Here is a 22,772-nt window from a genome sequence, read left to right on the forward strand (position 1 = left end):
AACACAGCACGCATGGAAGATCTAGCCTACGTGATCTACACGTCGGGAACGACGGGACGCCCCAAGGGCGTCATGATCGAGCACCGCAGCCTCGTCAACACGGCAGCGGCTTATCGCCGCGAGTACCGCCTGGACCGGTTCCCGGTCCGGCTGCTGCAGCTGGCGAGCTTCTCCTTCGACGTCTTCGTCGGGGACATCGCGCGCACGCTGTATAACGGCGGAACGATGGTGATCTGTCCGAAGGACGACCGTATCGACCCGGCCCGTCTGCACGGCTGGATTCGCGACTGCGGGATTACCGTGTTCGAATCGACCCCGGCGCTCATTGTGCCGTTCATGGACTATGTCGCCGAACACGGACTGGATATGAGCTCCATGGAGCTGCTGATCACGAGCTCCGACAGCTGCAGCGTGGGAGATTACCGGCTGCTGCAGGAGCGTTACGGCTCGCAGTTTAGAATCATCAACAGCTACGGCGTAACCGAAGCGGCGATTGATTCGAGCTACTACGATGAGCCGCTTGCACTCCTGCCGGAGAAAGGCAGCGTGCCGGTCGGCAAAGCGCGGCTGAACGCCCGCTTCTACATCGTGGATACGCATTTGAACCCGGTACCGGTCGGTGTGCTCGGTGAGCTGTGCATCGGCGGACCGGGCGTGGCCCGGGGGTACTTGAACCGTCCCGAGCTGAATGCGGAGAAGTTCGCAGACAGCCCGTTCGTCGCCGGAGAACGGCTGTATCGCACAGGCGATTTGGCGCGCTGGATGCCAGACGGCAACGTCGATTTCATCGGCCGGATCGACCACCAGGCCAAAATCCGGGGGTATAGGATCGAGATCGGCGAAGTGGAGTCGCAGATTCTGAAGATAGAAGCGGTTCGCGAAGCCGTTGTGACCATCCGGGAAGATGAGAGCGGTCAGAAAGCGCTGTGCGCTTATTTCACCGCTGCCAGAGGTGGGGAGCTTCCCGCGAGCGAACTGAGAAGCCTACTTGCCCGGGAACTGCCGGGTTACATGATTCCGTCGTACTTCGTGCAGCTGGAGCAGCTGCCGCTGACGCCCAACGGGAAGATTGACCGTAAGGCGCTGCCTGCGCCGGAAGGAAGTGCGAGCGGCGGATCGGACTACCTCGCCCCGCGGACACCGCTGGAAGCGAAGCTTACCGAAATCTGGCAGGCCGTGCTTGGACCTGTCACCATCGGCGTGAAGGATAATTTCTTCGATCTGGGCGGTCATTCCCTGCGCGCTACGATGCTGGTGAGCAAGATTCACAAAGAGCTGAACGTCGACTTCCCGCTGCGGGACGTGTTCCGCTGCTCGACCGTGGAAGAGATGGCGCAAGCGATTGCCCGGATGGAGAAAGGTTCCTACGCGGCCATTCCGGTTGCGGAGACCAGAGAGTACTATCCGCTTTCTTCGGCGCAGAAGCGTCTGTTCATTCAGCATCAGCTGGAAGGGGCGCAGCAGCTCTACAACATGCCGGAAATAATGAGGCTTGAAGGCCCGGTGGAACCGGATCGACTGGAAGCGGCCTTACAGCAATTGATAGCACGGCATGAAGCACTGCGCACGAGCTTTGAAATGGTCCACGGAGAGGTGGTCCAGCGGGTCCATCCGCAAGTAAAGTTTGAGATGGAATACTGTTCGGCGGTCGAAGAAGAAACCGCAGAACTCGTTCAAGGTTTTGTCCGTCCGTTCGATCTGGAGACAGCGCCGCTCCTGCGTACAGGTCTAGCCCGGCTGCAACCGGATGTTCACATCCTGCTGTTTGACATGCATCACATCATCTCTGACGGAGTATCCATGTCGATTCTGGTGGATGAGTTTGCCCGGTTGTATGCCGGTGAAGAGCTGGCGCCTCTGCGTATCCAGTACAAAGACTATGCAGCATGGCAGCAGTCCGATGTATACAAGGAGCGGAAGAGAGAGCAAGAAGCGTACTGGCTCCAATCTCTGTCTGGAGATCTTCCTGTGGTCGATTTACCTACGGATTTCGAGCGGCCTGCGACCAGAAGTTTTGACGGGGCGCATCATGAATTTGAGATTGATGCCGTTCTCGCGAAGCGGCTGCATGAACTGGCCGCTGCGAGTCATAGCACGCTATATATGGTGCTGATGTCTGCGTATAACGTGCTGCTATCCAAATATAGCGGCCAGGAAGATATCATTGTCGGCACACCGGTTGCGGGAAGAACACACGCGGATTTAGAGCCGGTTCTCGGCATGTTCGTCAATACACTGGCCATTCGCAGTTATCCGGCGGGAAGCAAAACCTTCTGGTCTTATTTGGAGGAAGTGAAAGAAACGACACTCGCAGCATTCGAGCATCAGGATTATCCTTTCGAAGAGCTGGTAGAACGATTGAAGATCAAGCGGGATGTAAGCCGCAATCCGGTCTTCGATACGATTTTTGACATGCAGAATATTGAGGAGAAAGAAGCACGTTTCGATCGTTTGAGTATGACTCCTTATATGCTTGACGACTTGGAAGAAGCGAAATTCGATCTGACCTTGTTCATGTCCGAAGTTGAAGGCGGCCTCACGGGCGGTTTCCATTACAGCTCCAAATTGTTCAAACCCGCGATGATTCAAACCATGGCTCAAGATTTAATGAGGGTTCTGTCTCAGATTAGTGAAGATCCGCAGATCCAGTTGAGCCGAATTGAGTGCACCAGGCAATCAGCGGCAAGTCAAAAAAATTCGATAGACAGCATTGAATTTGCATTCTAAAAGCCCGGGGTTGCTTAGAAGCGAGCCTGCGGTCTTATGCAGGACGGCAGGCTCACTTCTCTTCCGGATTTCAAGTCCCGTAGAAGCATAAAGAGTTTTTACAGCATGTATAGGAGCGAAATGTTGACCCGCTTGGTAAGGAAGCAGCTTGGCCGCATCTGAAAGTGTGGCGGACATTGAATTTTAACTTTTGAGGGGAGGGGTACGAATGAAATCATGGTTTGAAAAGGAAGAAATGTATTGGAACGCTAAGTTTAGTGCCGATGACAGTATGAGCTTCCTGCCCTACAGTAAATCCTCGACGAGAATGAAAAGCACGGATGAGGCGCCCCCGGGTGTTCTTGAACGTACCCTGCCAAAGGAGCTTTCTGACAGCATTATTCGTCTTGCCAACGGGTCGGACATGGCCGTATTTATGATCCTGCTGGCAGGGGTGAACGGCCTGCTCTACACGTACACGAAGCGGGAGAATGTCCTGGTCGGAATTCCTGTCTCCGCTATGGGCAACGAAGGGGCACCGGCTCATGATTTTCTGATTATCAAAAACACACTTTCCCGCGAAAGTACGCTTAGAACGCTATTGGGTGGAATCAAAACGTCGCTCAGTGAAGCTTTGGAACATCAGCAGCTTCCGTTCAGGAAAATGATCCATTCACTGGATTTTCACTATGACTCCGATGGCTTGCCGGTCGTTAACACCATGGTTGCTTATACAAAAATTCATCCTGTGGATTGCGGGGCTAAGATATCCTCAGACACCGTCTTTCAGTTTGACTTCGCAGATGATTCTATCCGGCTGTGTGTAAGGTATAACAATAATCGATATGAATCGGGTTTTATGGCCGGGGTAACCGATCACCTCTTACGTTTGTTGTCGGCCCAGTTAGTAAAGCCGGAACTTAAGCTCGGTGATGCGGATTTGTTATCGGAGGATGAAAAGCATCAGCAGCTCAAACTGTTCAATAATACCGCAGTGGAATATGCACACGAACTCACGATTCATCAGCTGATCGAAGAGCAGGCCCGAAGGGTTCCAGATGCGGTAGCGGTAGTTTATGAGCAGCAGCAGCTGACGTACCGGGAGCTTAATGAACAGGCGAACCGGCTGGCAAGGACGCTGAGGGATGCAGGAGTTAAGCCGGATCAACTGGTTGGACTGATGCTCAGCCGCTCCCTGGAGATGGCAGTCGGCATCCTCGGCATCCTCAAAGCAGGGGGCGCTTACGTGCCCATTGATCCGGAATACCCGGAGGAGCGAATCCGCTATTTGCTGGAAGATTCGGGGGCGAGCCTGCTGCTGACTCAGGAACATTTGCGGGAGCGTGTGTCTTTTGAGGGGACCATGATCGCCTTGGACCGGGAAGATTCTTACAGCGAGAATCGTTCGGATCTGGAGCCGGCCAGCGGACCGGATCATCTGGCCTATGTCATTTATACGTCAGGAACAACCGGCAAGCCCAAAGGTGTACTGGTGGAACATCGCGGGCTGAGCAGCCTGAAGACGATGTTCGGAAGAACCTTGCAGATCAGCGGACGGGACAGAGTCGTCCAGTTTGCCAGCTTGTCTTTCGACGCATCCTGCTGGGAAATCTTCAAAGCGTTATTTTTCGGGGCTGCCTTATATATTCCATCGAAGGAGACCATTCTCGATTACCGGTTGTTCGAAACCTACATGAACGAGAACGGGATTACAGCTGCAATACTGCCGCCGACCTATGCAACCTATTTGAACCCGGAGAATATGCCGGCCCTCCAAAAGCTGATCACCGGAGGCTCTGCGGTATCTGCTGAATTCGTGCAGCAGTGGAAAGACAACGTCCAGTTTTTTAACGCATACGGCCCGACCGAAGCTTCGATTGTAACAGCGGTTTGGTCAGCATCAGCGGAAGACAAGGATTGGAAGTCGGTGCCCATCGGGCGTCCTATTCAGAATCACCGGATCTACATTGTTGATTCTTCGGATCAATTACTGCCGTTAGGGGTAGCCGGTGAGTTATGCATTGCAGGGGTCGGACTCGCCAGAGGATATTTGAACCGTCCTGACCTGACCGCGGAGAAGTTCGTGGACAACCCGTTCGAGCCGGGTGAGCGGATGTACCGGACGGGCGATCTCGCCAGATGGCTGCCGGACGGCAATATCGAATACATGGGCAGAATTGACCATCAAGTGAAGATCCGGGGCTACCGGATCGAGGTGGGCGAGATCGAAGAGCAGCTACTGAAGACCGGACGCGTCCAGGAAACGATCGTAGTCGCGCGTGAAACGGCGGACAGCCAAAGTCAGCTGTGCGCTTATTTCGTAGCGGAAGTGAAGCTTAGAGGCAGCGAACTGAAAGAAGCCTTGGCCAGGGAGCTGCCCGGGTATATGATTCCATCGCACTTCGTACAGCTGCCGCGGATGCCGCTGACGCCTAACGGCAAGATCGACCGCAAAGCGCTGCCGGCTCCGGAAGCGGGCGCAAGCAGCGGCACGGAATACGTCGCGCCGCGATCGCTGCTCGAAATAAAGCTGGTGGGAATCTGGCAGGAAATACTCGGTCTGGAGCATATCGGCGTGAAGGACAACTTCTTCGAACTCGGCGGAAGCTCTTTGAGCCTGATGCGGCTGATTCAAACGATTTATGACGAGACAGGCGTTGAAATTCCTCTGCAACAAGGCTTTCAGCAGTTAACCGTCGAGGCGATCGCCTTAGAGAATTGGGAGTCCGGATTTGAACGGGACGATCACCATTTTACAAGGCTGAACAAGCAAGGCGCAATGAATGTGTTCTGTTTCCCGCCAGGCGGCGGATTCGGGATCAGCTACCGGCTGTTAGCGGACAAGCTGGAGAACCGGTTTGCGCTGTATGGGATTGATTTTATTGAGAATACCCCGAGCTACGAGGACATGCTGAATCGTTATGTGGATGCCGTTATCCGGATACAGGAGCGGGGGCCTTATGTCTTTATCGGATACTGTTTCGGCGGGAATTTAATGTTTGAAGTGGCCCAGACGATGGAGAAGAGAGGGTATGCCGTCTCGGATCTTATTATGATCGATTCCTGGATTAAGCAGAGCGTTACCCCTCTGGAAACCACGCAGAACGAACTGGAAGAAATACTCGGAGATTTGTCAGTTACGGAAAAAGAAATGATGGAGCACCCTCTGATCCGCAGACGCGTCGAGCAAAAGGTACAGGCTACCTTGACCTATGAAGCTCAACTAATCAACAAGGGCTCCGTGACGGCGAACATTCATGAGTTAATAGCCGCGGACAGCGATGCTTTCCGGCTTGAGAATCAACTTCCTTCCTGGAGGGAAGCCGCCTTGCAAGCGTATGCGGAATACAAGCTTGCGGGAATTCATGAGAAGCTGCTGGAAACCGAAAGCATTGATGAAACGGCGCCAGTCGTTGAGAGCATACTTAACCAGATCGCGGAGCGCTGCGACCGTTCGCAGAAGGTGCTGCATGGAAACTGACGGACACCCGCATGTCTTGAAAGGGGATCACAAAGCTTTGCAAAAACGTGAACGGGTACTCGCTCTATGGAAAGCCGTCCGCTGGCTATTATCCTTCGTGAAATTCCATAAAGGCTGGATGATTGTCGGGATTGCCTCTGCTGTTGCGGCAGCGGTGATCGAAGTGTGGACAGGCAGTCTGATCGAGCGGTTAACCACCCAGGCAGAGAACGGGGCGGGCCCTGTCGTCACCCAACTCGTTTATACGGTTTTTGTCGTTATTCTGATTGGGGTGCCGGCCAAATATTTCATGGCTTACGGGGTGGAGAAAAGCAGTGCGCGGGCTGTGAGGGATATTCGCAACCATGTGATGAACCATGTCGGCAAACTGCCGGTACACTCACTTGAAAAACAGCACACCGGTGACGTTTTATCCCGGATGAACAACGACTTGCAGCTCATTCATCAATTTATGATCCGCGATCTCGCCCAGTGGTTCTATCACCCGCTGCTGTTCGCAGGCTGCTTTATTTATCTGATTTGGATTCAATGGGAGCTGATGGTGTACAGTCTGCTGCTGTTTCCGGTTTCCTTGTTTGTATCGCAGTGGATCGGGAAGCAGCTTCAGCAGCTGACGGAAGAAGCTCAAGCCAACATGGGACGGATGAATGCCAATTTACAAGATACCCTGGGTGGTATGCCGGTTGTAAAAAGTTATTTGTTGTCGGGGATGATGTTCCGTTCGTATCAGTCCCTGCTTCAACTGACGGCACAGAAGAAACTGGCAGTGAAGAAAAGAGAGGCTTGGGTAAATCCGCTCCTGTCCACGCTGATGCTCAGCCCGATTATTTTTGCGGTGAGCTACGGCAGCTATCTGATTTCTCAAGGGCTGCTGGGTACGGGAGAATTAATCGCTTTTCTCTATTTGTTGAATCTAGCTTTGGAACCGCTGGAGCACATCCCGGAGCTTATCACGCATACGTTTGAAATGAGCGGAGCTTTAAAAAGAATCTCGGCAATCGTGGAAGAGCCTGCCGAGAATCAAGAAGGACATGCGATTGAGCGGAGGAGCGCTCCGCCCGTTTCATTCCAGGCTGTTTCTTTTGCTTACGAGGGCAACTCCCTCATCTTGAAGAATCTGAGTTTTACCGTGCCGGAAGGGGCAACCATAGCATTAGTGGGGGCCAGCGGCGGAGGGAAGAGCACCGTAATTAAACTGTTATGCGGATTTCATCCTTTAGCAGCCGGACAGGGGACGATTCAAGTGTTCGGCCAGCCGATTAACGGCTGTAATCTGGACGCGCTTCGGTCCCATTTCTCCGTCGTGACTCAAGATTCGTTCCTGTTCAGCGGCACGGTAGCGGAGAACATCGGGTATGGCAGGGAGGGGGCTTCGATGGACGAGGTGATTGGAGCCGCCAAATCGGCTCATGCGCATTCGTTTATTATGGAGCTGCCCGAGGGCTATCAGACGCATGTGGGGGAACGCGGTGGATTTCTGTCAGGCGGGCAGCGCCAGCGAATTGCCATTGCGCGCGCTTTTCTCAAGGATGCTCCCATCCTGCTGCTGGACGAGCCCACCTCCGCGCTGGATCCGCAGTCTGAAATCTCGATCCAGGAAGCGCTGAATGTCCTCATGAAAGAAAGGACGACCATCGTTATCGCCCACCGGCTCTCGACCGTCCAGAACGCGGATGCCATCTGGGTAATGGAGAACGGGGAGATTGCGGAAGCGGGCACTCACGCCGAATTGCTGGATAAGAAGGGGCTGTACGCCAAGTCTTACTATCAAGAATTTGCCGGAACTGAGAAGCGTAAGGAGGTGATGTATACGTGAAGACGGATGGATGGATCTCTTATGTCAAAGAGCTGGGGTCCTTGATGCGCTATATGAACCCGCGTCGCAATAAGCAGTATTTTCTCGGGATGGGTGTTGCTGCGGTTAATCAAACCTTGTTTCTGATTTCTTTCAGCTTGGTCGTCCAAAGTCTGGTCAATTATGCGGAGTCTCGGGATACATCGCTGATATACCAAGCCTTTTACATCCTGGCAGGAGCCCTGCTGCTTGAGAATATCATTTCCCCGGCATTCAGTTATCTCTATCAGCGCAGCGTCGAATATACGATCTTAGACATCCGGGAACGTCTTTACTACAAAATTTGCCGTCTCCGCGCCAAATATCTGGAGCAGACGCATCATGGCGACTTGCTCTCGCGTGTGAACAATGACGTCAACGCGCTTGAACTCACATACTCCAGTATTTATTTTATGATGCTGCTGCAAATCGTGTTCAGTATAGGCTCGATCGTGGCGATGTTCATCCTTCACTGGCAGTTTGCCGCCGTATCGCTGGCTACTTTGCTCATTTCCTTAGCGGTCAGCGTCCGGTTCGCCCGGCAAATTCGGGTTTTGTACGGGCATTCGCTTCAATTGCTCGGCAAAATGACCGAGAAATTCATGGATTTTATCGGCGGCATTCAACTGGTCAAATTGTTTCATATTCGCCCGATTTATGCCCAGTATCAAAGCCTGAACGAGCAGGCGACCAAGATTGCGGAGCAAACGGCCCATAAGAACGGGATGCAGACCGCCATTAACCATTTTGTCAGCTATGTGACATTCTGCGGAATTATCGTCATCGGTAGTTTGCTGTATGCGTATGGCCTCATAGGAATGGGCACCGTGGCTGCATTCGCCGTCCTGCAAATCAATCTGACCCATGCGATCATGACCTTTGGAACCGTACTTTCTCTTGCGCAGAATTCGTTAGCCGGCGCACAGCGTATTCAAGAAATTTTGAACGAGGAAGAAGAACCAGTAAGAATCGGTGCTTGGGACAGCAAACAGGTGTCGGAGGCCATGGTGGAATTCCGCAACGTCGAATTTTCCTATCAGTCGGATAAAAAAGTGCTGTGCGAGTTGTCCATGAAGGTGCTGCCCGGCCAGGTTGCCGCCATTGTAGGAGCCAGCGGAAGCGGCAAAAGCACGCTGATCAAGCTGCTGCTTGGTTTCTATCCCGTAGACCGCGGGGAAATCCTGCTGCAAGGCAAGTCGTTCGGACACTACACGCTCGAAGAAATTCGCGGGCAAATCGCTTATGTGCCGCAAGATGCTTTCTTGTTCAGCGGAACCATCGAAGACAACATCCGCTACGGCAATCCGGAAGCGTCGGCAGAGGAAGTACGGGAGGCGGCCGGGGCTGCATACGCCGATGCTTTTATCCAGGAGCTGCCCGAGAAGTACCAGACCCAAGTGGGGGAGCGCGGCGCCTCTCTGTCCGGCGGTCAAAGGCAGCGTATCGCGATCGCCAGGGCCATCTTGAAGAATGCTCCTATTCTGCTGCTCGATGAGGCGACCTCCGCCCTCGATAACGAGTCGGAATACTGGGTGCAGAAGGCCTTGAACGAGTTGATGAAAGGACGCACGACCATTCTGATCGCCCATCGCCTCAGCACCGTGGAGAAAGCCGATTCCATCACCGTCATGAACCAGGGAAGCATAGTGGAGCAGGGGACGCATCAGGATTTGCTGGCACGGGGCGGGTATTATGCGCAGTTGTATGGGTAGATCGATTAGGGAATTATATGATGAGCATAGGAATGAAACAGACCGAAAACAGGGAGTCCTGGGGACTTTCTGTTTTTCTGTTTGGGAACTTTATCTTGGTAAAAAGATTCGAAGAATTTCTGGTCGAGATATAACCCGATGGAAGTGAAGTAAGATAGCAGAGTTGATTAAAGCTCGAGAATATGGGAAAATCAGGGATGATCCTTGAGAAGCTTTCTTTTAGTTCGAGAACATGGGCTAGCTTCATATTATAGTAGTGCGAATGCCAAGCGAACATGATTTCCCTAGGGGATTCGCACCGAATCTTTTACTTTTTGAGATTTATTTTACAAATATAGTAATTTTATATTTTGTTTATTTCGGATAATTTAAACATATTTTTAGTAAAAGGTTCGATTTTTAAGTTTCTTTGCTTGAAAATCGGCGTCGCACCTTACATGGGTGCGTGGATTGAAATTCTTTTAAAGGCACAATCTCCTCAAAGCCGAGGTAGTCGCACCTTACATGGGTGCGTGGATTGAAATAGCACTCGGAGCTTCCCAACTCCTCAGTGTCCTTAGTCGCACCTTACATGGGTGCGTGGATTGAAATTTCCAGCTCAAAGCCTTCAAATGGACGTAATTCATGTCGCACCTTACATGGGTGCGTGGATTGAAATAAAAAATGAAGAACGGTGAGAAAATCACCTTCAATGTCGCACCTTACATGGGTGCGTGGATTGAAATATTTCACTTGCTGCGATTGGTACGGTTTGTCCGCGTCGCACCTTACATGGGTGCGTGGATTGAAATGTGGTGGCCGGAAAGCGATGTGACTATGCAGGGAGTCGCACCTTACATGGGTGCGTGGATTGAAATTGCTCCTCACTAAGCCCCCTTGCTGCCTGCTTAAGTCGCACCTTACATGGGTGCGTGGATTGAAATCGCCAACTCATGCTTGATTACATTAAAAAAGGTACAGTCGCACCTTACATGGGTGCTTGGATTGAAATACTTGCTCTGAGCTTATCTGTGTATGATTTTTGGTCGCACCTTACATGGGTGCGTGGATTGAAATACAAAAAAAGCCTTGGAAACCGAATTCGGTTCCCAGGGTCGCACCTTACATAGGTGCGTGGATTGAAATCTACCAGAAGGATACAGTGTCAAAGAGCAGTACGTCGCACCTTATGTAGGTGCGTGGATTGAAATTTGATATACTCTCTCAATGGACATTAACAGTCCTTCGTAGCATCTTACATAATAGGTACGTGGATTGAAATGTTTTGGTATGGAGCAGAAAGTTATTGAGGGTAAAGTCGCACCTTGCATAGATGCGTGATTGGAATGGGCGCCGTGGATGCATTCGCCGTTCTGCAAATCAATTTGACCCATGCGATCATGACCTTCGGAACCGTACTATCCCTTGCGCAGAATTTGTTAGCCGGCGCACAGCGGATTCAAGAAATTTTGGACGAAGAAGAGCCGGTAAGGATCGGTACTTGGGAAAGCCAACAGGTGTCGGAAGCCATGGTGGAATTCCGCAACGTCGAATTTTCCTACCAGTCGGAAGAGATTTCGCGTATGGAGGATTTTGTCCAGCGCAACATCGTGCGGGCTACCACGACCAAGCGTGCGCAGAGCCGCCGCAAAGCGTTAGGCCAGGTTACCGCCATTGTAGGAGCCAGCGGAAGCGGCAAGAGCACGCTGATCAAACTGCTCCTTGGTTTCTATCCCCTAGACCGCGGGGAAATTCTGCTGCAAGGCAAGTTGTTCGGGAAGAAATTCGCGGAAAAATTGCTTATGTGCCGCAAGATGCCTTCTTGTTCAGCGGAACCATCGAAGACAACATCTGCTACGGCAATCCGGAAGCGTCGGCAGAGGAAGTAAGGGTGACTTTCTGTTTTTTCTGTTTGGGGACTTCTTCTTGGGAAATTAGATTGGAAGAATTTCTTGTCGGGATACAACCCGATGGATGAGAAGTAGGATAGCAGAGTTGATTAAACCGTTAGAATATGGGAAAATCAGGAATGATTCTGCGTAACTTTCTTTACAAATTCGAGATCATGGACAGCTTCTTATTATTGTAGTGCGAATGCCAAGCGAACATGATTTTCCTGGGGGATTCGCACCAATTCTTTTTCTTTTTGAGGATAATTTCACAAATATAGTAATTCTTTATTTTGTTTATTTGAGTGAGTTTGTAGTTGTTTTTAGTAGAAGGTTCGATTTTTAAGTTTTTTTGCTTGAAAATCGGTGTCGCACCTTACGTAGGTGCGTGGATTGAAATTACAATCGAATCTGTTTCTATGCCTACCGGAAGAGTCGCACCTTACGTAGGTGCGTGGATTGAAATCCTGGGAGCAGATCGCGGCGGCCTATCTCGCCAAGTCGCACCTTACGTAGGTGCGTGGATTGAAATATTGCAACTGTCTTACTAAAAAAATGTTATTTTTGCGTCGCACCTTACGTAGGTGCGTGGATTGAAATGTTGCTACACTGAGCTCTGAGAAGTGTATCTCCGGTCGCACCTTACGTAGGTGCGTGGATTGAAATAGCCATTCGGACAGCCGAGCAATTAGGCTTTACGTCGCACCTTACGTAGGTGCGTGGATTGAAATATCCGATTGCTGATTGCAATCGCCCATGGCCCGTCGCACCTTACGTAGGTGCGTGGATTGAAATTGTGTTAGGCGGTCCCATTGGAGCCAAGGTGCTTGGGTCGCACCTTACGTAGGTGCGTGGATTGAAATTTAAGCACGAATCCAAGTATCCAACAGACCGCCAAGTCGCACCTTACGTAGGTGCGTGGATTGAAATCGCGAATGTTCGCAATCCTTGCGTGATTAAAATCGGTCGCACCTTACGTAGGTGCGTGGATTGAAATATCAATGTAAATAAACGATCCTACTGATGGTTTGGTCGCACCTTACGTAGGTGCGTGGATTGAAATTGGACATTATCGAGGGTCCGCTTTACCTTATTCAGTCGCACCTTACGTAGGTGCGTGGATTGAAATAAAAGGCTCCTTATCGACCGGTCGAATTGTTTCGAGTCGCACCTTACGTAGGTGCGTGGATTGAAATGGCAAGATTTAAATCTTGTTGCTCCAAGTCTAAGTCGCACCTTACGTAGGTGCGTGGATTGAAATACGTAACTTCGCGGCTTCTTTCATTGATTTAAAGGTCGCACCTTACGTAGGTGCGTGGATTGAAATACTATCGCACCTCTCTTTCAATAGGCTGCATGTCGTCGCACCTTACGTAGGCGCGTGGATTGAAATAGCTATCTTCTTGGAAATGACTAGGGGGTTGAGTCGCACCTTACGTAGGTACGTGGATTGAAATAATCAAAGGTATGTGGGATAAAGTGACTGGGTTCGTCACACCTTACATAAGTGCGTGGCTTGAGAAATGCCATTTAATAAGCACGTCTCAAGACCGATCTATTTCCACAACAAAATCTTCTTCGCAACTTCGCGAAGAGGTTTTTTTGCGTTAAAAACAGCTGCAAGCTGATAATAAAACATTCTCAATTCACATAACCCAAAAAAATATCGAAATATGTATATTTTAGGAAGGAACTATAATGAGTCTGTAGAATTACTTTATGGAAGGTTTAGTAAATTATATAGGTATATGGAACTACTTCTTAGGTTACATTGATTTTTTTGATGAGGAGGTGACAACTTGAATTATATTGCCCATATTCGTGAAAGCGATGAGGAGCAACAGAGCGTAGAAGAGCATCTACTCGGCGTACAATCTCTTGCTGAAGGTTACGGTGCTGGTATAGGTCTCAAACACATTTGTGGATTGGCTGGTTTGCTGCATGATATGGGGAAATACACGAATGCTTTTCGTAATTACATTCTGGAAGCGGTATACAATCCGGAAGCCCCGCCAAAGCGGGGGAGTGTGGATCACTCAACCGCCGGAGGCAAACTGTTATATGAATCCTTTCATACCGGAAAAATCAATCGGATTAAAGGAATTCTGGCAGAGATCATAGGGAACGCTATTATTTCTCATCATTCCTATCTGCAGGATTTTCTGAATCCTGAGTTAGAATCGAATTATTTACAGCGTGTGCGTGATAAAGAATTGACGGAATTTGACCGGAGTGTGGCGCTTTTTTTCCAAATGGTGATGAGCAAGGAAGATTTTCATCTCTATGTGGACCGTGCTTCAGAAGAATTAGAGAGCTATCTGGCTAAAACCTCTCCTATGGGCATGGAAGCGAGGTGTATGTTCTTAACCAAGTTTGTATTCAGTACACTGATTGATGCGGATCGGACCAATACGAGAAGGTTTGAAGAGAACGCAGCAGAAGAACCTGTACAGCCGGTCGAAGAGCTCTTTGATACTTATTACAAAAGACTTCTTGATAAAATCGGGCGATTTGGCGATCCGAATAAGACGCTGTCCTCAATCAACCGGCTAAGAAGCGAGATGTCTGAGCAGTGTGACCGTTTTGCAGAGAAGCCCTCAGGAATTTATACATTATCGATTCCGACGGGGGGCGGCAAGACATTGGCGAGTCTGCGATATGCCCTTAAGCACGCCAGAGAATATGGCAAGCGGCATATTATTTATGTTCTGCCTTATACGACCATTATCGAGCAGAACGCAGCAGAAGTGCGCCGGATACTTCAGGATGAAGCGAACATTCTGGAGCATCATTCTAATGTGATCGACGATATAGATGGTGATGATGAGCATATGGACGGCATGATCAATGTTCGGCAAAAGCTGAAATTAGCCCGGGATAACTGGGATGTTCCCATTATTTTTACTACGATGGTGCAATTCCTGAACGTGTTCTATGCCAAGGGAAGCCGGAATATCCGCAGGCTGCATAATCTGAGCAGCTCGGTCCTAGTGTTTGATGAAGTGCAGAAGGTTCCCGTCTCCTGTGTGTCCTTATTTAATGAAGCTTTAAATTTCCTGAGAATATATGGAAACGCCAGTCTTGTCTTGTGTACGGCTACACAGCCTGCACTGGATTTTGTTGAGCATAAGCTGAATCTCAGCCCGGATGCTGAAATGATCGATAACCTGCAAGACGTGATTACGGAGTTTACACGGGTAGAGATTTTGGATAGAGCGACCACTGAAATTTTCAATAATGACAAGCTTACGGAGTTTATTACGCAGATTATTGAAGAGAAACGAAGTGTTCTGGCCATTTTAAATACGAAGTCTGTAGTGAAAAAGCTGTACCAGCAGCTGCTCACGACGGTCAGTGATGTCCCGGTCTATCATCTGAGTACATCTATGTGCGCGGTACACCGCAAAGAGATTCTGGATGAAGTGCGGAAGCTTTTGGATAAAGGAGACAAAGTTATCTGCGTCAGCACGCCGTTAATCGAAGCGGGAGTCGATGTGAGTTTCGGATGTGTCATCCGTTCACTGGCAGGGCTTGATTCCATCGCACAAGCTGCAGGCAGATGCAATCGGCATGGAGAACATGAATTGCAGCAAGTATATGTGATTGACCATGAGGAAGAGAATCTGGATCGTTTGAAAGAAGTGAAAACAGGCAAGCAAATTTCCAAACAGATTTTGATCGACTTGGAAAGAAACTCATCCGAGCACGGCGGTCATATACTTTCCGTTCAAGCGATGGAGAGGTATTTTCAACAATTTTATAAAAAATACGAATTAGAGTTGAATTACCAGATCCCCAAATTAGGGCAAGGAATGACCCGATTGTTGTTCGGCAGTAAAGAAGAGAATACTTATTGTCACGACTATTACAGCAATACGAAAGAGAGAATTCCTTTATTCCTGGCCAATAGCTATCTGACAGCGGCGGAGCATTTTCACGTCATTGATTCGGCAACCAAAGCAGTGATCGTTCCTTATCAAGAGGAAGGCAAAGCAATTATTGCGGAGTTGAACGGTGCCAGGCGGATTGAAGAACTCTCCAGATTATTACGGAAAGCACAGCAGTATACGATAAATCTGTTTGATTATGAGTTGCAGCAACTGGACAAGAACGGTGGCTTGGAACGCTGTCTGGATGGTCAGATACTGGTATTAAAAGAAGGAGCTTACAGCGAGGAATTTGGTGTGGATACTACAAATGATAGCAGTCTGGGTATGAATTTATATTAACATACACGACATAGAGCCTCTCGGGTAGAAGATGGGCTCTTACATTAAACAAGATGAGGAAGGAGGTCAACTAATGAGAAATTCAATCGAATTTGTCGTCTACGGCGACTATGCTTTATTCACAGATCCTTTAACGAAGCTGGGTGGGGAGAAGCTCTCGTATCAAGTGCCGACATATCAAGCTTTGAAGGGAATTGTCGAGAGTGTTTACTGGAAACCTACTATCTATTTCATTATAGATGAAGTGCGCATCATGAATCCCATCCGGATGGAGTCAAAAGGTATACGTCCGATGGATTACAGCGGAGGCAATACTCTTGCAAATTACACGTATTTGAAGGAACCGCGCTATCAAGTGCGCTGCCACTTTGAATTCAATATGAATCGCGCGGATCTGGAACACGACCGTAACGAGCATAAGCATCATAATGTTCTCAAACGGTGTCTTCAGGCCGGTGGGCGCCGGGATATTTTCCTCGGTACCAGGGAATGTCAAGGATACGTGGAGCCTTGCTCTTTTGGCGAAGGTGAAAGTTTTTATGATGATTACGGTGATATTCATCTGGGAAATATGGTGCACGGTATTAACTATCCGGATGAAACCGGCCGGAATCAAATGGAAGTACGTTTATGGAGCCCCGTAATGAAGAACGGCATTATTTCATTCCCCAGACCGGATCAGTGTACGCAGGTTCGTAAAGTTTCGGACATGAAAGCCAAGCATTTTGATGCGAGCAATATGGAATTGGTAGACGAGCTGTCAGCAAGGTGGGGAGAGGAGGGAAGTCTATGAGCTGGCTGCTCAATTTGTATGAAACCTATGAATCGAATTTAGACCGTGTAGGTGAGATTGAGAAGACGTACAATGATCGTGAATTTACGCTGCTGCCCGTCTCTCACACCACTCAGAATGCACACATTCAAGTGGAAATTACGGAAGATGGAGAATTTCATTCGGCTTTCGTGATTGACAAAAGCGATGCAAGCACGTTAATTCCGTGCACGGAGAAGTCGGCCAGCCGCGCCGGGGCGGTCATTTCGCCATATCCGCTTCACGACAAATTAAGCTATGTGGCCGGAGATTTCAAAGCTTACGGCGGTAAAGTGAAGGATGAGGAGCCATTTGCAGTCTACATTCAGGAGTTGAAGAATTGGGCGGAATCGCCCTCGGCAGATTCCAAGGTGCAGAGCATCTATCGTTACTTAAGCAAGGGACAGCTCATACAAGATCTGGTCGGGCATAAAATTTTGTGTGTCGATGAGAATAACATGCTCCTGACTAAATGGGATAAGAAATACGAATCGCTCTATCCACAGAAGCCGGAGATATTTGGAGTGTTAGCCGGCGAGCAGGACAGCGCTTTTGTCCGTTTCAATGTGTATTCGCCCCGGAGCATCTTAACGGATGTTTGGAAGGACCCCGCGATGTACGAATCTTTTATCCGCTATTACAGGGGACGCCTGGGTGATGAAGATATTTGCTATGTGACGGGGAAGATGCTGCCCAGTACGGACAAGCACGCGAATAAGATCCGGAATGCAGCGGATAAAGCCAAGTTAATCTCCGCCAATGATACGTCGGGTTTTACATTCCGCGGACGATTCAATCAGAGCAGGGATGCCGCAAGTATCAGCTACGAAGTATCGCAAAAAGCTCATAACGCACTGAAGTGGCTGGTTAACCGTCAAGGAAAATTCGTGGAACAGCGCGTATTTCTGGTATGGGGGAACGATGCCTTGGATATTCCCGATCCAGCGGAGGATACTTTCTCCATCGATCCGGATCGGATTGTGGCAGCCACTATAAAGTCCAATACGAATCAGGCGTTTGCCGGTGAAGTGGCTAAAGCGCTGGATGGCTATAAGAATCAAATTACCTCTGATCCAGGCAAATTTTCCAAATCCGATGTCAATATTATGATTCTCGATTCGGCGACGACAGGACGGATGGCCGTCTTGTACTACCGGAATATGAACAAAGAGCTTTATCTGGACAGGCTGGTTAAGTGGCATTCCACTTGTGTATGGCTTCATCTTTACCGCAAAAATGAGCACGGTGAATTCGTGAGATTCTACGGGGCTCCTGCAACGAAAGATATAGCCTTTGCCGCCTATGGGCCAAGAGCAAGCGACAAGATCGTCAAAGGGCTCATGGAGCGGATGCTGCCCTGTATTATAGACGGCAGCCCGATTCCCCGGGACATTGTAAACAGTGCATTCCATCGCGCCTCGAATCCGGTATCCATGGAGAAATGGGAATGGGAGAAGACGCTCAGCATTGCGTGTGCTTTGATTAACAAAAAGGAGGAATTGCAATTGGCATTAGATACGGAAACCAATAACCGTGATTATTTGTTCGGACGCTTGCTGGCGGTGGCGGATGTTCTGGAAAGACAGGCCCTGGGAAAGGAAGAAACGCGCTCGAGCAATGCCATCCGGTATATGAATTCATTCTCGAAGCATCCCGCCAGGACATGGATGACGATACAATCCAGTTTACAGCCTTACCAGACTAAGATGGGAACGAAAGCCACTTATTTGTCCAAGATTATTGACGAGGTCGCTTCCAGGTTTCAGATGGAAGATTTTAATAATAAGCCATTAAGCGGCAAATATTTATTAGGCTTTTATAGCCAGCGTCATGAGCTCTATCAAAAGAAAAATAAAAATGAGGATACACAAGATGTAACTCATGATGAGGAGAGATAAACGATGAGCAGCTTGGATCATAAGGTAGATTTTGCAGTGGTCGTATCGGTGACAGGGGCCAATCCGAACGGAGATCCTTTGAATGGCAATCGTCCAAGACAAAACTATGACGGGCACGGAGAAATATCGGATGTAGCCATTAAACGCAAGATTAGAAACCGGCTGCAAGACATGGGAGAGTCTATTTTTGTACAATCCAATGACCGGAAAGTGGATGCTTACGGCAGTTTAAGAGAGCGGGCAGACGGCAATGCGGAGCTGAATAAAATTCTGAAATCCAAAACCGGGTCGAGTGAAGAATTCGCCAGTGTGGCTTGCCAGAGCTGGATAGATGTCCGCAGCTTTGGTCAAGTGTTTGCTTTCAAAGGATCGGATAAAGGAGGAAGCGTCTCCGTTGGCGTACGAGGCCCGGTTTCGATCCACACGGCAAAGAGTGTGAATCCGATCGATATTACCAGTATGCAAATTACCAAAAGCGTCAACTCCGAACCGGGTAAGGATAGAGGATCGGATACGATGGGGATGAAACACCGCGTGGATTTTGGCCTGTATGTCTTCTATGGAAGTATCAATACACAGCTTGCTGATAAAACCGGGTTTACGAATGAGGATGCAGAGAAAATAAAAGAAGCGCTCGTTACTTTATTCGAGAATGATTTGTCCGCAGCCAGACCGGATGGAAGTATGGAGGTTCATAAAGTGTACTGGTGGGAGCATAATTCCAAACTAGGTCAATATTCATCTGCCAAAGTGCACCGCTCTTTGTCTGTTCGATCAAGGAATGAAGAGCCGAGAAACTTCGAAGATTATGACATTGAGTTAAGCGAATTAGAAGGTCTAAAGGCAGAAGTTGTGGATGGCCGCTAACGAAGATGAACCTTATTTAATGCTCTCGGGTATTCAGCATTTCGAATTTTGCAGACGGCAGTGGGCTCTTATCCATATTGAACAGCAGTGGGAAGAAAATGTGAAAACCGTGGAGGGTGAATATCTTCACCGCAAAGCAGATCAGCCATTCGTCAGAGAGAAGCGGGGCGACAAGCTTACGGTGCGCGCCATGCCTGTGAAATCGGAAGAGCTCCGAATTACAGGGATTTGCGATGTGGTGGAGTTTATTCAGGACGATGAAGGCGTTCAGATCCATGGTGCCGAAGGCCGCTATGCGGCTTTTCCTGTCGAATACAAGCGCGGCAAGCCTAAAACTAGCGATGCCGATGTCCTGCAGCTGGCTGCGCAAGCGTTATGCCTTGAAGAAATGCTGCTGTGCCGCATAGACAGGGGTTATCTGTTTTATAATGAAATTAAGCGCAGGGTCGAAGTGCCCCTAACCGTGGAAATCAAAAATAAAGTGAAATTAATTGTCTCTGAAATGAATGAGTATTACACACGGAGATATACACCGAAAGTAAAAACAGGTTCTTTTTGCCAAAGCTGTTCCCTGCAATCGATCTGTTTACCGGAGGTCATGAATAAGCGGACGGTCCGCAGTTATGTCGAGGGGAAAATCCAGGAATGAAGAAACTCATGAACACGCTTTTTATTACGCAACCGGATGTGTACCTATCACTGGATGGCGATAATATCGTTCTGTTGAAAGAACAGGAGAGACTGGGCAGACTGCCCCTTCATAATTTGGAGTCTGTGGTGGCATTCGGCTACACAGGCGCAAGTCCGGCCTTAATGGGTTATTGTGCGGAGCGGAATATTTCCATTGTATTCTTGACCATGAACGGCAGATTTCTGGCTAGGGTAATAGGTGCAAGCAAGGGAAACGTTGTTTTACGAAAAAAACAAAGTCTTGTATCCGAGAATGAGCTTCTATCGGCGAGAATTGCCCGTAACTTCATTACAGGTAAAATTTATAACCACAAGTGGATTCTGGAGCGGATGACCCGAGATTACCCTCTGCGTATAGATGTGGCGGAATATAAAGCGGCCTCCCGGCAGCTGACATCCATCATGCTGAGCATACGAGAGTGCGAGGATTTGGAGCGGATCAGAGGTTTGGAAGGACAAGCAGCCTTAATCTACAACCAACAGTTTGATTCGATGATTTTGCAGCAAAAGGAAGACTTCTATTATCGCACCCGTTCCCGCAGACCGCCGCTCGATCCTGTAAATGCTATGCTGTCGCTCGCTTACACGCTGCTGGCTAATGATACGGCGTCTGCTTTGGAGGGAGTCGGGCTGGATGCGTATATCGGATTCCTGCACCGGGATCGCCCCGGACGAGTCTCGCTGGCTCTTGATTTGATGGAGGAACTGCGTGGTGTTTATGCGGATAAGTTTGTCTTATCTTTAATTAACAAAAAGGTGATCAACGGTGAGGATTTTATGAGTAAGGAAAATGGCGCTGTGATCATGACCGACGAAGGCAGGAAGAAGTTCCTGACGGCTTGGCAAAGTAAAAAGCAAGAGAAAATCACCCACCCTTATTTGGGTGAGAAAATCTCTTGGGGATTGGTCCCTCATGTGCAGGCACTATTATTGGCGCGGTATTTGCGTAATGACCTGGATGAATATCCGCCTTTCCTATGGAAGTAGGTGCAGCTTATGCTTGTTCTAATTACGTATGATGTAAGCACGACCAGCGGAGGTTGCGCAAAGTATCAAAAATATGTCAAAATTATGGTCAGCGGGTACAGCATTCTGTATTCGAATGCATCGTTGATTCCACGCAGTTTGCCGTTCTCAAATTGAAATTGATCGAAGTTATTGATCCGGCACAAGATAGCTTGAGGTTTTATCAGCTGGGCAATAATTATAGAAATAAGGTAGAGCACGTCGGCATAAAAGAATCTCTGGACTTGGAAGGGCCTTTAATTATGTAGTGCGAATGTCTAGCAAACATGATTTCCCTGGGGGATTCGCACCATTAATAATACTTTTTGATGAAAAAGTTACAAATAAAGTAAGTGTGAATAAGCTTTATTAAAGTATTTAGTTATGATTACTAGCTGGAAAGCCGTTTTTTGAGGTGTTTTTGCTTGAAAAAACGCAGTCGCACCCTGTATGGGTGCGTGGATTGAAATTGGTGTCACCATTAATATAAATTACATAAACTAAGTCGCACCCTGTATGGGTGCGTGGATTGAAATCCTAGAGAAAAAGAAAACAGAGAGAGAGTATTCGTCGCACCCTGTATGGGTGCGTGGATTGAAATCGAACAAAGCGCGAATCAAGAAGACTGCTTTTGGTCGCACCCTGTATGGGTGCGTGGATTGAAATAGACGCGAACCCTTTTATCATGACGTTTGAAAAAGGTCGCACCCTGTATGGGTGCGTGGATTGAAATCCAAATGGTGCCGTTTGTATAGAGGTAGGCAGTAATGTCGCACCCTGTATGGGTGCGTGGATTGAAATTTTTACGTAAGCTGTTAAGCCATTAATGAGCTTGACGTCGCACCCTGTATGGGTGCGTGGATTGAAATATCAGATTCAACTCGCTCTCTTCGTTTGGAGTAGGAGTCGCACCCTGTATGGGTGCGTGGACTGAAATATCGCGTCGATCATGTCCTGTTTACTCATGCTGTTGTCGCACCCTGTATGGGTGCGTGGATTGAAATGTAAATGTGCGTTTTGTAAGGATACTCCCCGCCAGGTCGCACCCTGTATGGGTGCGTGGATTGAAATTGTAACCCTGGAAGCCTAACCCGCATGTCTGCCGTCGCACCCTGTATGGGTGCGTGGATTGAAATATAAGTAGTACCGTTTACCAAAGACGTATTGACCGTCGCACCCTGTATGGGTGCGTGGATTGAAATGCCGACGCAGTTGCTGGGTATGTGGCGAATAAGGTCGCACCCTGTATGGGTGCGTGGATTGAAATCGCTTATGGGGACGGTGAAAATCAATGCCTGATCCGGTCGCACCCTGTATGGGTGCGTGGATTGAAATAAATATGTCCGTCACTTAGTTGTTAAATGGTGATACTCGTCGCACCCTGTATGGGTGCGTGGATTGAAATTGATCGGTGCCTAGCAAAAGGGATCGCTGAATTAGTGTCGCACCCTGTATGGGTGCGTGGATTGAAATTCGATATCAACAAAACGTGCGCCCATAAGACGGTGTCGCACCCTGTATGGGTGCGTGGATTGAAATTTCCGTGGAGTTTGTTGGCGGGCGTGACAAGCTGGGTCGCACCCTGTAGGGGTGCGTGGATTGAAATTGACTGTGATTTGTTTCCCCATGTCGTTCCCCCTTGTCGCACCCTGTATGGGTGCGTGGATTGAA

The 22,772-nt window shown here is 49.0% G+C and carries 10 protein-coding genes, 2 pseudogenes and 3 CRISPR repeat arrays (1 of these 15 running past the window's edge); all 12 genes and pseudogenes read left to right on the forward strand.

The window, feature by feature from the left end:
- Positions 1 to 2,727: condensation domain-containing protein (locus AR333_RS24620; protein ID WP_156430919.1), on the forward strand; the 2,727-nt coding region annotated here is incomplete at its 5' end.
- 208 nt (positions 2,728 to 2,935) lie between these two features.
- Positions 2,936 to 6,187 (forward strand): non-ribosomal peptide synthetase, encoded by a 3,252-nt coding sequence (locus tag AR333_RS11730; RefSeq protein ID WP_068775549.1) that lies wholly within the window; start codon positions 2,936 to 2,938, stop codon positions 6,185 to 6,187.
- A complete protein-coding gene (locus AR333_RS11735; RefSeq protein ID WP_068775550.1) occupies positions 6,177 to 8,003 on the forward strand; it encodes an ABC transporter ATP-binding protein in 1,827 nt (608 codons plus the stop codon). Before AR333_RS11730 ends, AR333_RS11735 begins: the two co-directional genes overlap by 11 nt.
- Positions 8,000 to 9,733, forward strand: a complete 1,734-nt coding sequence (locus tag AR333_RS11740; protein WP_068775551.1) for an ABC transporter ATP-binding protein — start codon at positions 8,000 to 8,002, stop codon at positions 9,731 to 9,733. Before AR333_RS11735 ends, AR333_RS11740 begins: the two co-directional genes overlap by 4 nt.
- 425 nt (positions 9,734 to 10,158) lie before the next feature.
- Positions 10,159 to 10,994: direct repeats of the CRISPR family, unit length 32 nt; unit sequence GTCGCACCTTACATGGGTGCGTGGATTGAAAT.
- A 55-nt stretch (positions 10,995 to 11,049) separates the two neighbouring features.
- A pseudogene (locus AR333_RS11745) lies at positions 11,050 to 11,600 on the forward strand (ATP-binding cassette domain-containing protein); the annotation flags it as partial.
- A 369-nt stretch (positions 11,601 to 11,969) separates the two neighbouring features.
- Positions 11,970 to 13,124: direct repeats of the CRISPR family, unit length 32 nt; unit sequence GTCGCACCTTACGTAGGTGCGTGGATTGAAAT.
- 276 nt (positions 13,125 to 13,400) lie between these two features.
- Positions 13,401 to 15,830 carry a CRISPR-associated helicase/endonuclease Cas3 gene (locus tag AR333_RS11750; RefSeq protein ID WP_068775553.1) on the forward strand — a complete coding sequence of 810 codons (2,430 nt, stop codon included), beginning with the start codon at positions 13,401 to 13,403 and terminating at the stop codon, positions 15,828 to 15,830.
- 73 nt (positions 15,831 to 15,903) lie between these two features.
- Positions 15,904 to 16,623: a type I-C CRISPR-associated protein Cas5c gene (gene cas5c / locus AR333_RS11755; RefSeq protein ID WP_068775554.1), complete on the forward strand. Its 720-nt coding sequence runs from the start codon at positions 15,904 to 15,906 to the stop codon at positions 16,621 to 16,623.
- The gene (gene cas8c / locus AR333_RS11760; RefSeq protein ID WP_068775555.1) at positions 16,620 to 18,539 is read left to right on the forward strand and encodes a type I-C CRISPR-associated protein Cas8c/Csd1; all 1,920 of its coding nucleotides are present in this window, start codon (positions 16,620 to 16,622) and stop codon (positions 18,537 to 18,539) included. The genes cas5c and cas8c overlap by 4 nt, the downstream gene beginning before the upstream one ends.
- A gap of 3 nt (positions 18,540 to 18,542) precedes the next feature.
- Positions 18,543 to 19,406 carry a type I-C CRISPR-associated protein Cas7/Csd2 gene (cas7c, locus tag AR333_RS11765; protein WP_068775556.1) on the forward strand — a complete coding sequence of 288 codons (864 nt, stop codon included), beginning with the start codon at positions 18,543 to 18,545 and terminating at the stop codon, positions 19,404 to 19,406.
- Entirely contained in the window at positions 19,396 to 20,055 is a 660-nt protein-coding gene (cas4, locus tag AR333_RS11770; protein ID WP_068775557.1) for a CRISPR-associated protein Cas4, read from the forward strand. Before cas7c ends, cas4 begins: the two co-directional genes overlap by 11 nt.
- Positions 20,052 to 21,083, forward strand: coding sequence for a type I-C CRISPR-associated endonuclease Cas1c (gene cas1c, locus AR333_RS11775; RefSeq protein WP_068775558.1), 1,032 nt, complete (start codon positions 20,052 to 20,054; stop codon positions 21,081 to 21,083). Before cas4 ends, cas1c begins: the two co-directional genes overlap by 4 nt.
- 9 nt (positions 21,084 to 21,092) lie before the next feature.
- Positions 21,093 to 21,370 (forward strand): annotated as a pseudogene (gene cas2, locus AR333_RS11780) (CRISPR-associated endonuclease Cas2).
- Positions 21,371 to 21,539: 169 nt separating this feature from the next.
- Positions 21,540 to 22,772: direct repeats of the CRISPR family, unit length 32 nt; unit sequence GTCGCACCCTGTATGGGTGCGTGGATTGAAAT (it continues 136 nt past the right edge of the window).

This window comes from Paenibacillus sp. FJAT-26967, from assembly GCF_001541095.1.
Taxonomy (GTDB): domain Bacteria; phylum Bacillota; class Bacilli; order Paenibacillales; family NBRC-103111; genus Paenibacillus_F.

What these genes read in the sequence shown, in the direction of transcription:
- AR333_RS11730 (WP_068775549.1), top strand. Translation starts at nt 2,936, where the DNA reads ATGAAATCATGGTTTGAAAAGGAAGAAATGTATTGGAACGCTAAGTTT.
- AR333_RS11735 (WP_068775550.1), top strand. Translation starts at nt 6,177, where the DNA reads ATGGAAACTGACGGACACCCGCATGTCTTGAAAGGGGATCACAAAGCT.
- cas5c (WP_068775554.1), top strand. Translation starts at nt 15,904, where the DNA reads ATGAGAAATTCAATCGAATTTGTCGTCTACGGCGACTATGCTTTATTC.
- cas8c (WP_068775555.1), top strand. Translation starts at nt 16,620, where the DNA reads ATGAGCTGGCTGCTCAATTTGTATGAAACCTATGAATCGAATTTAGAC.
- cas7c (WP_068775556.1), top strand. Translation starts at nt 18,543, where the DNA reads ATGAGCAGCTTGGATCATAAGGTAGATTTTGCAGTGGTCGTATCGGTG.
- cas4 (WP_068775557.1), top strand. Translation starts at nt 19,396, where the DNA reads ATGGCCGCTAACGAAGATGAACCTTATTTAATGCTCTCGGGTATTCAG.
- cas1c (WP_068775558.1), top strand. Translation starts at nt 20,052, where the DNA reads ATGAAGAAACTCATGAACACGCTTTTTATTACGCAACCGGATGTGTAC.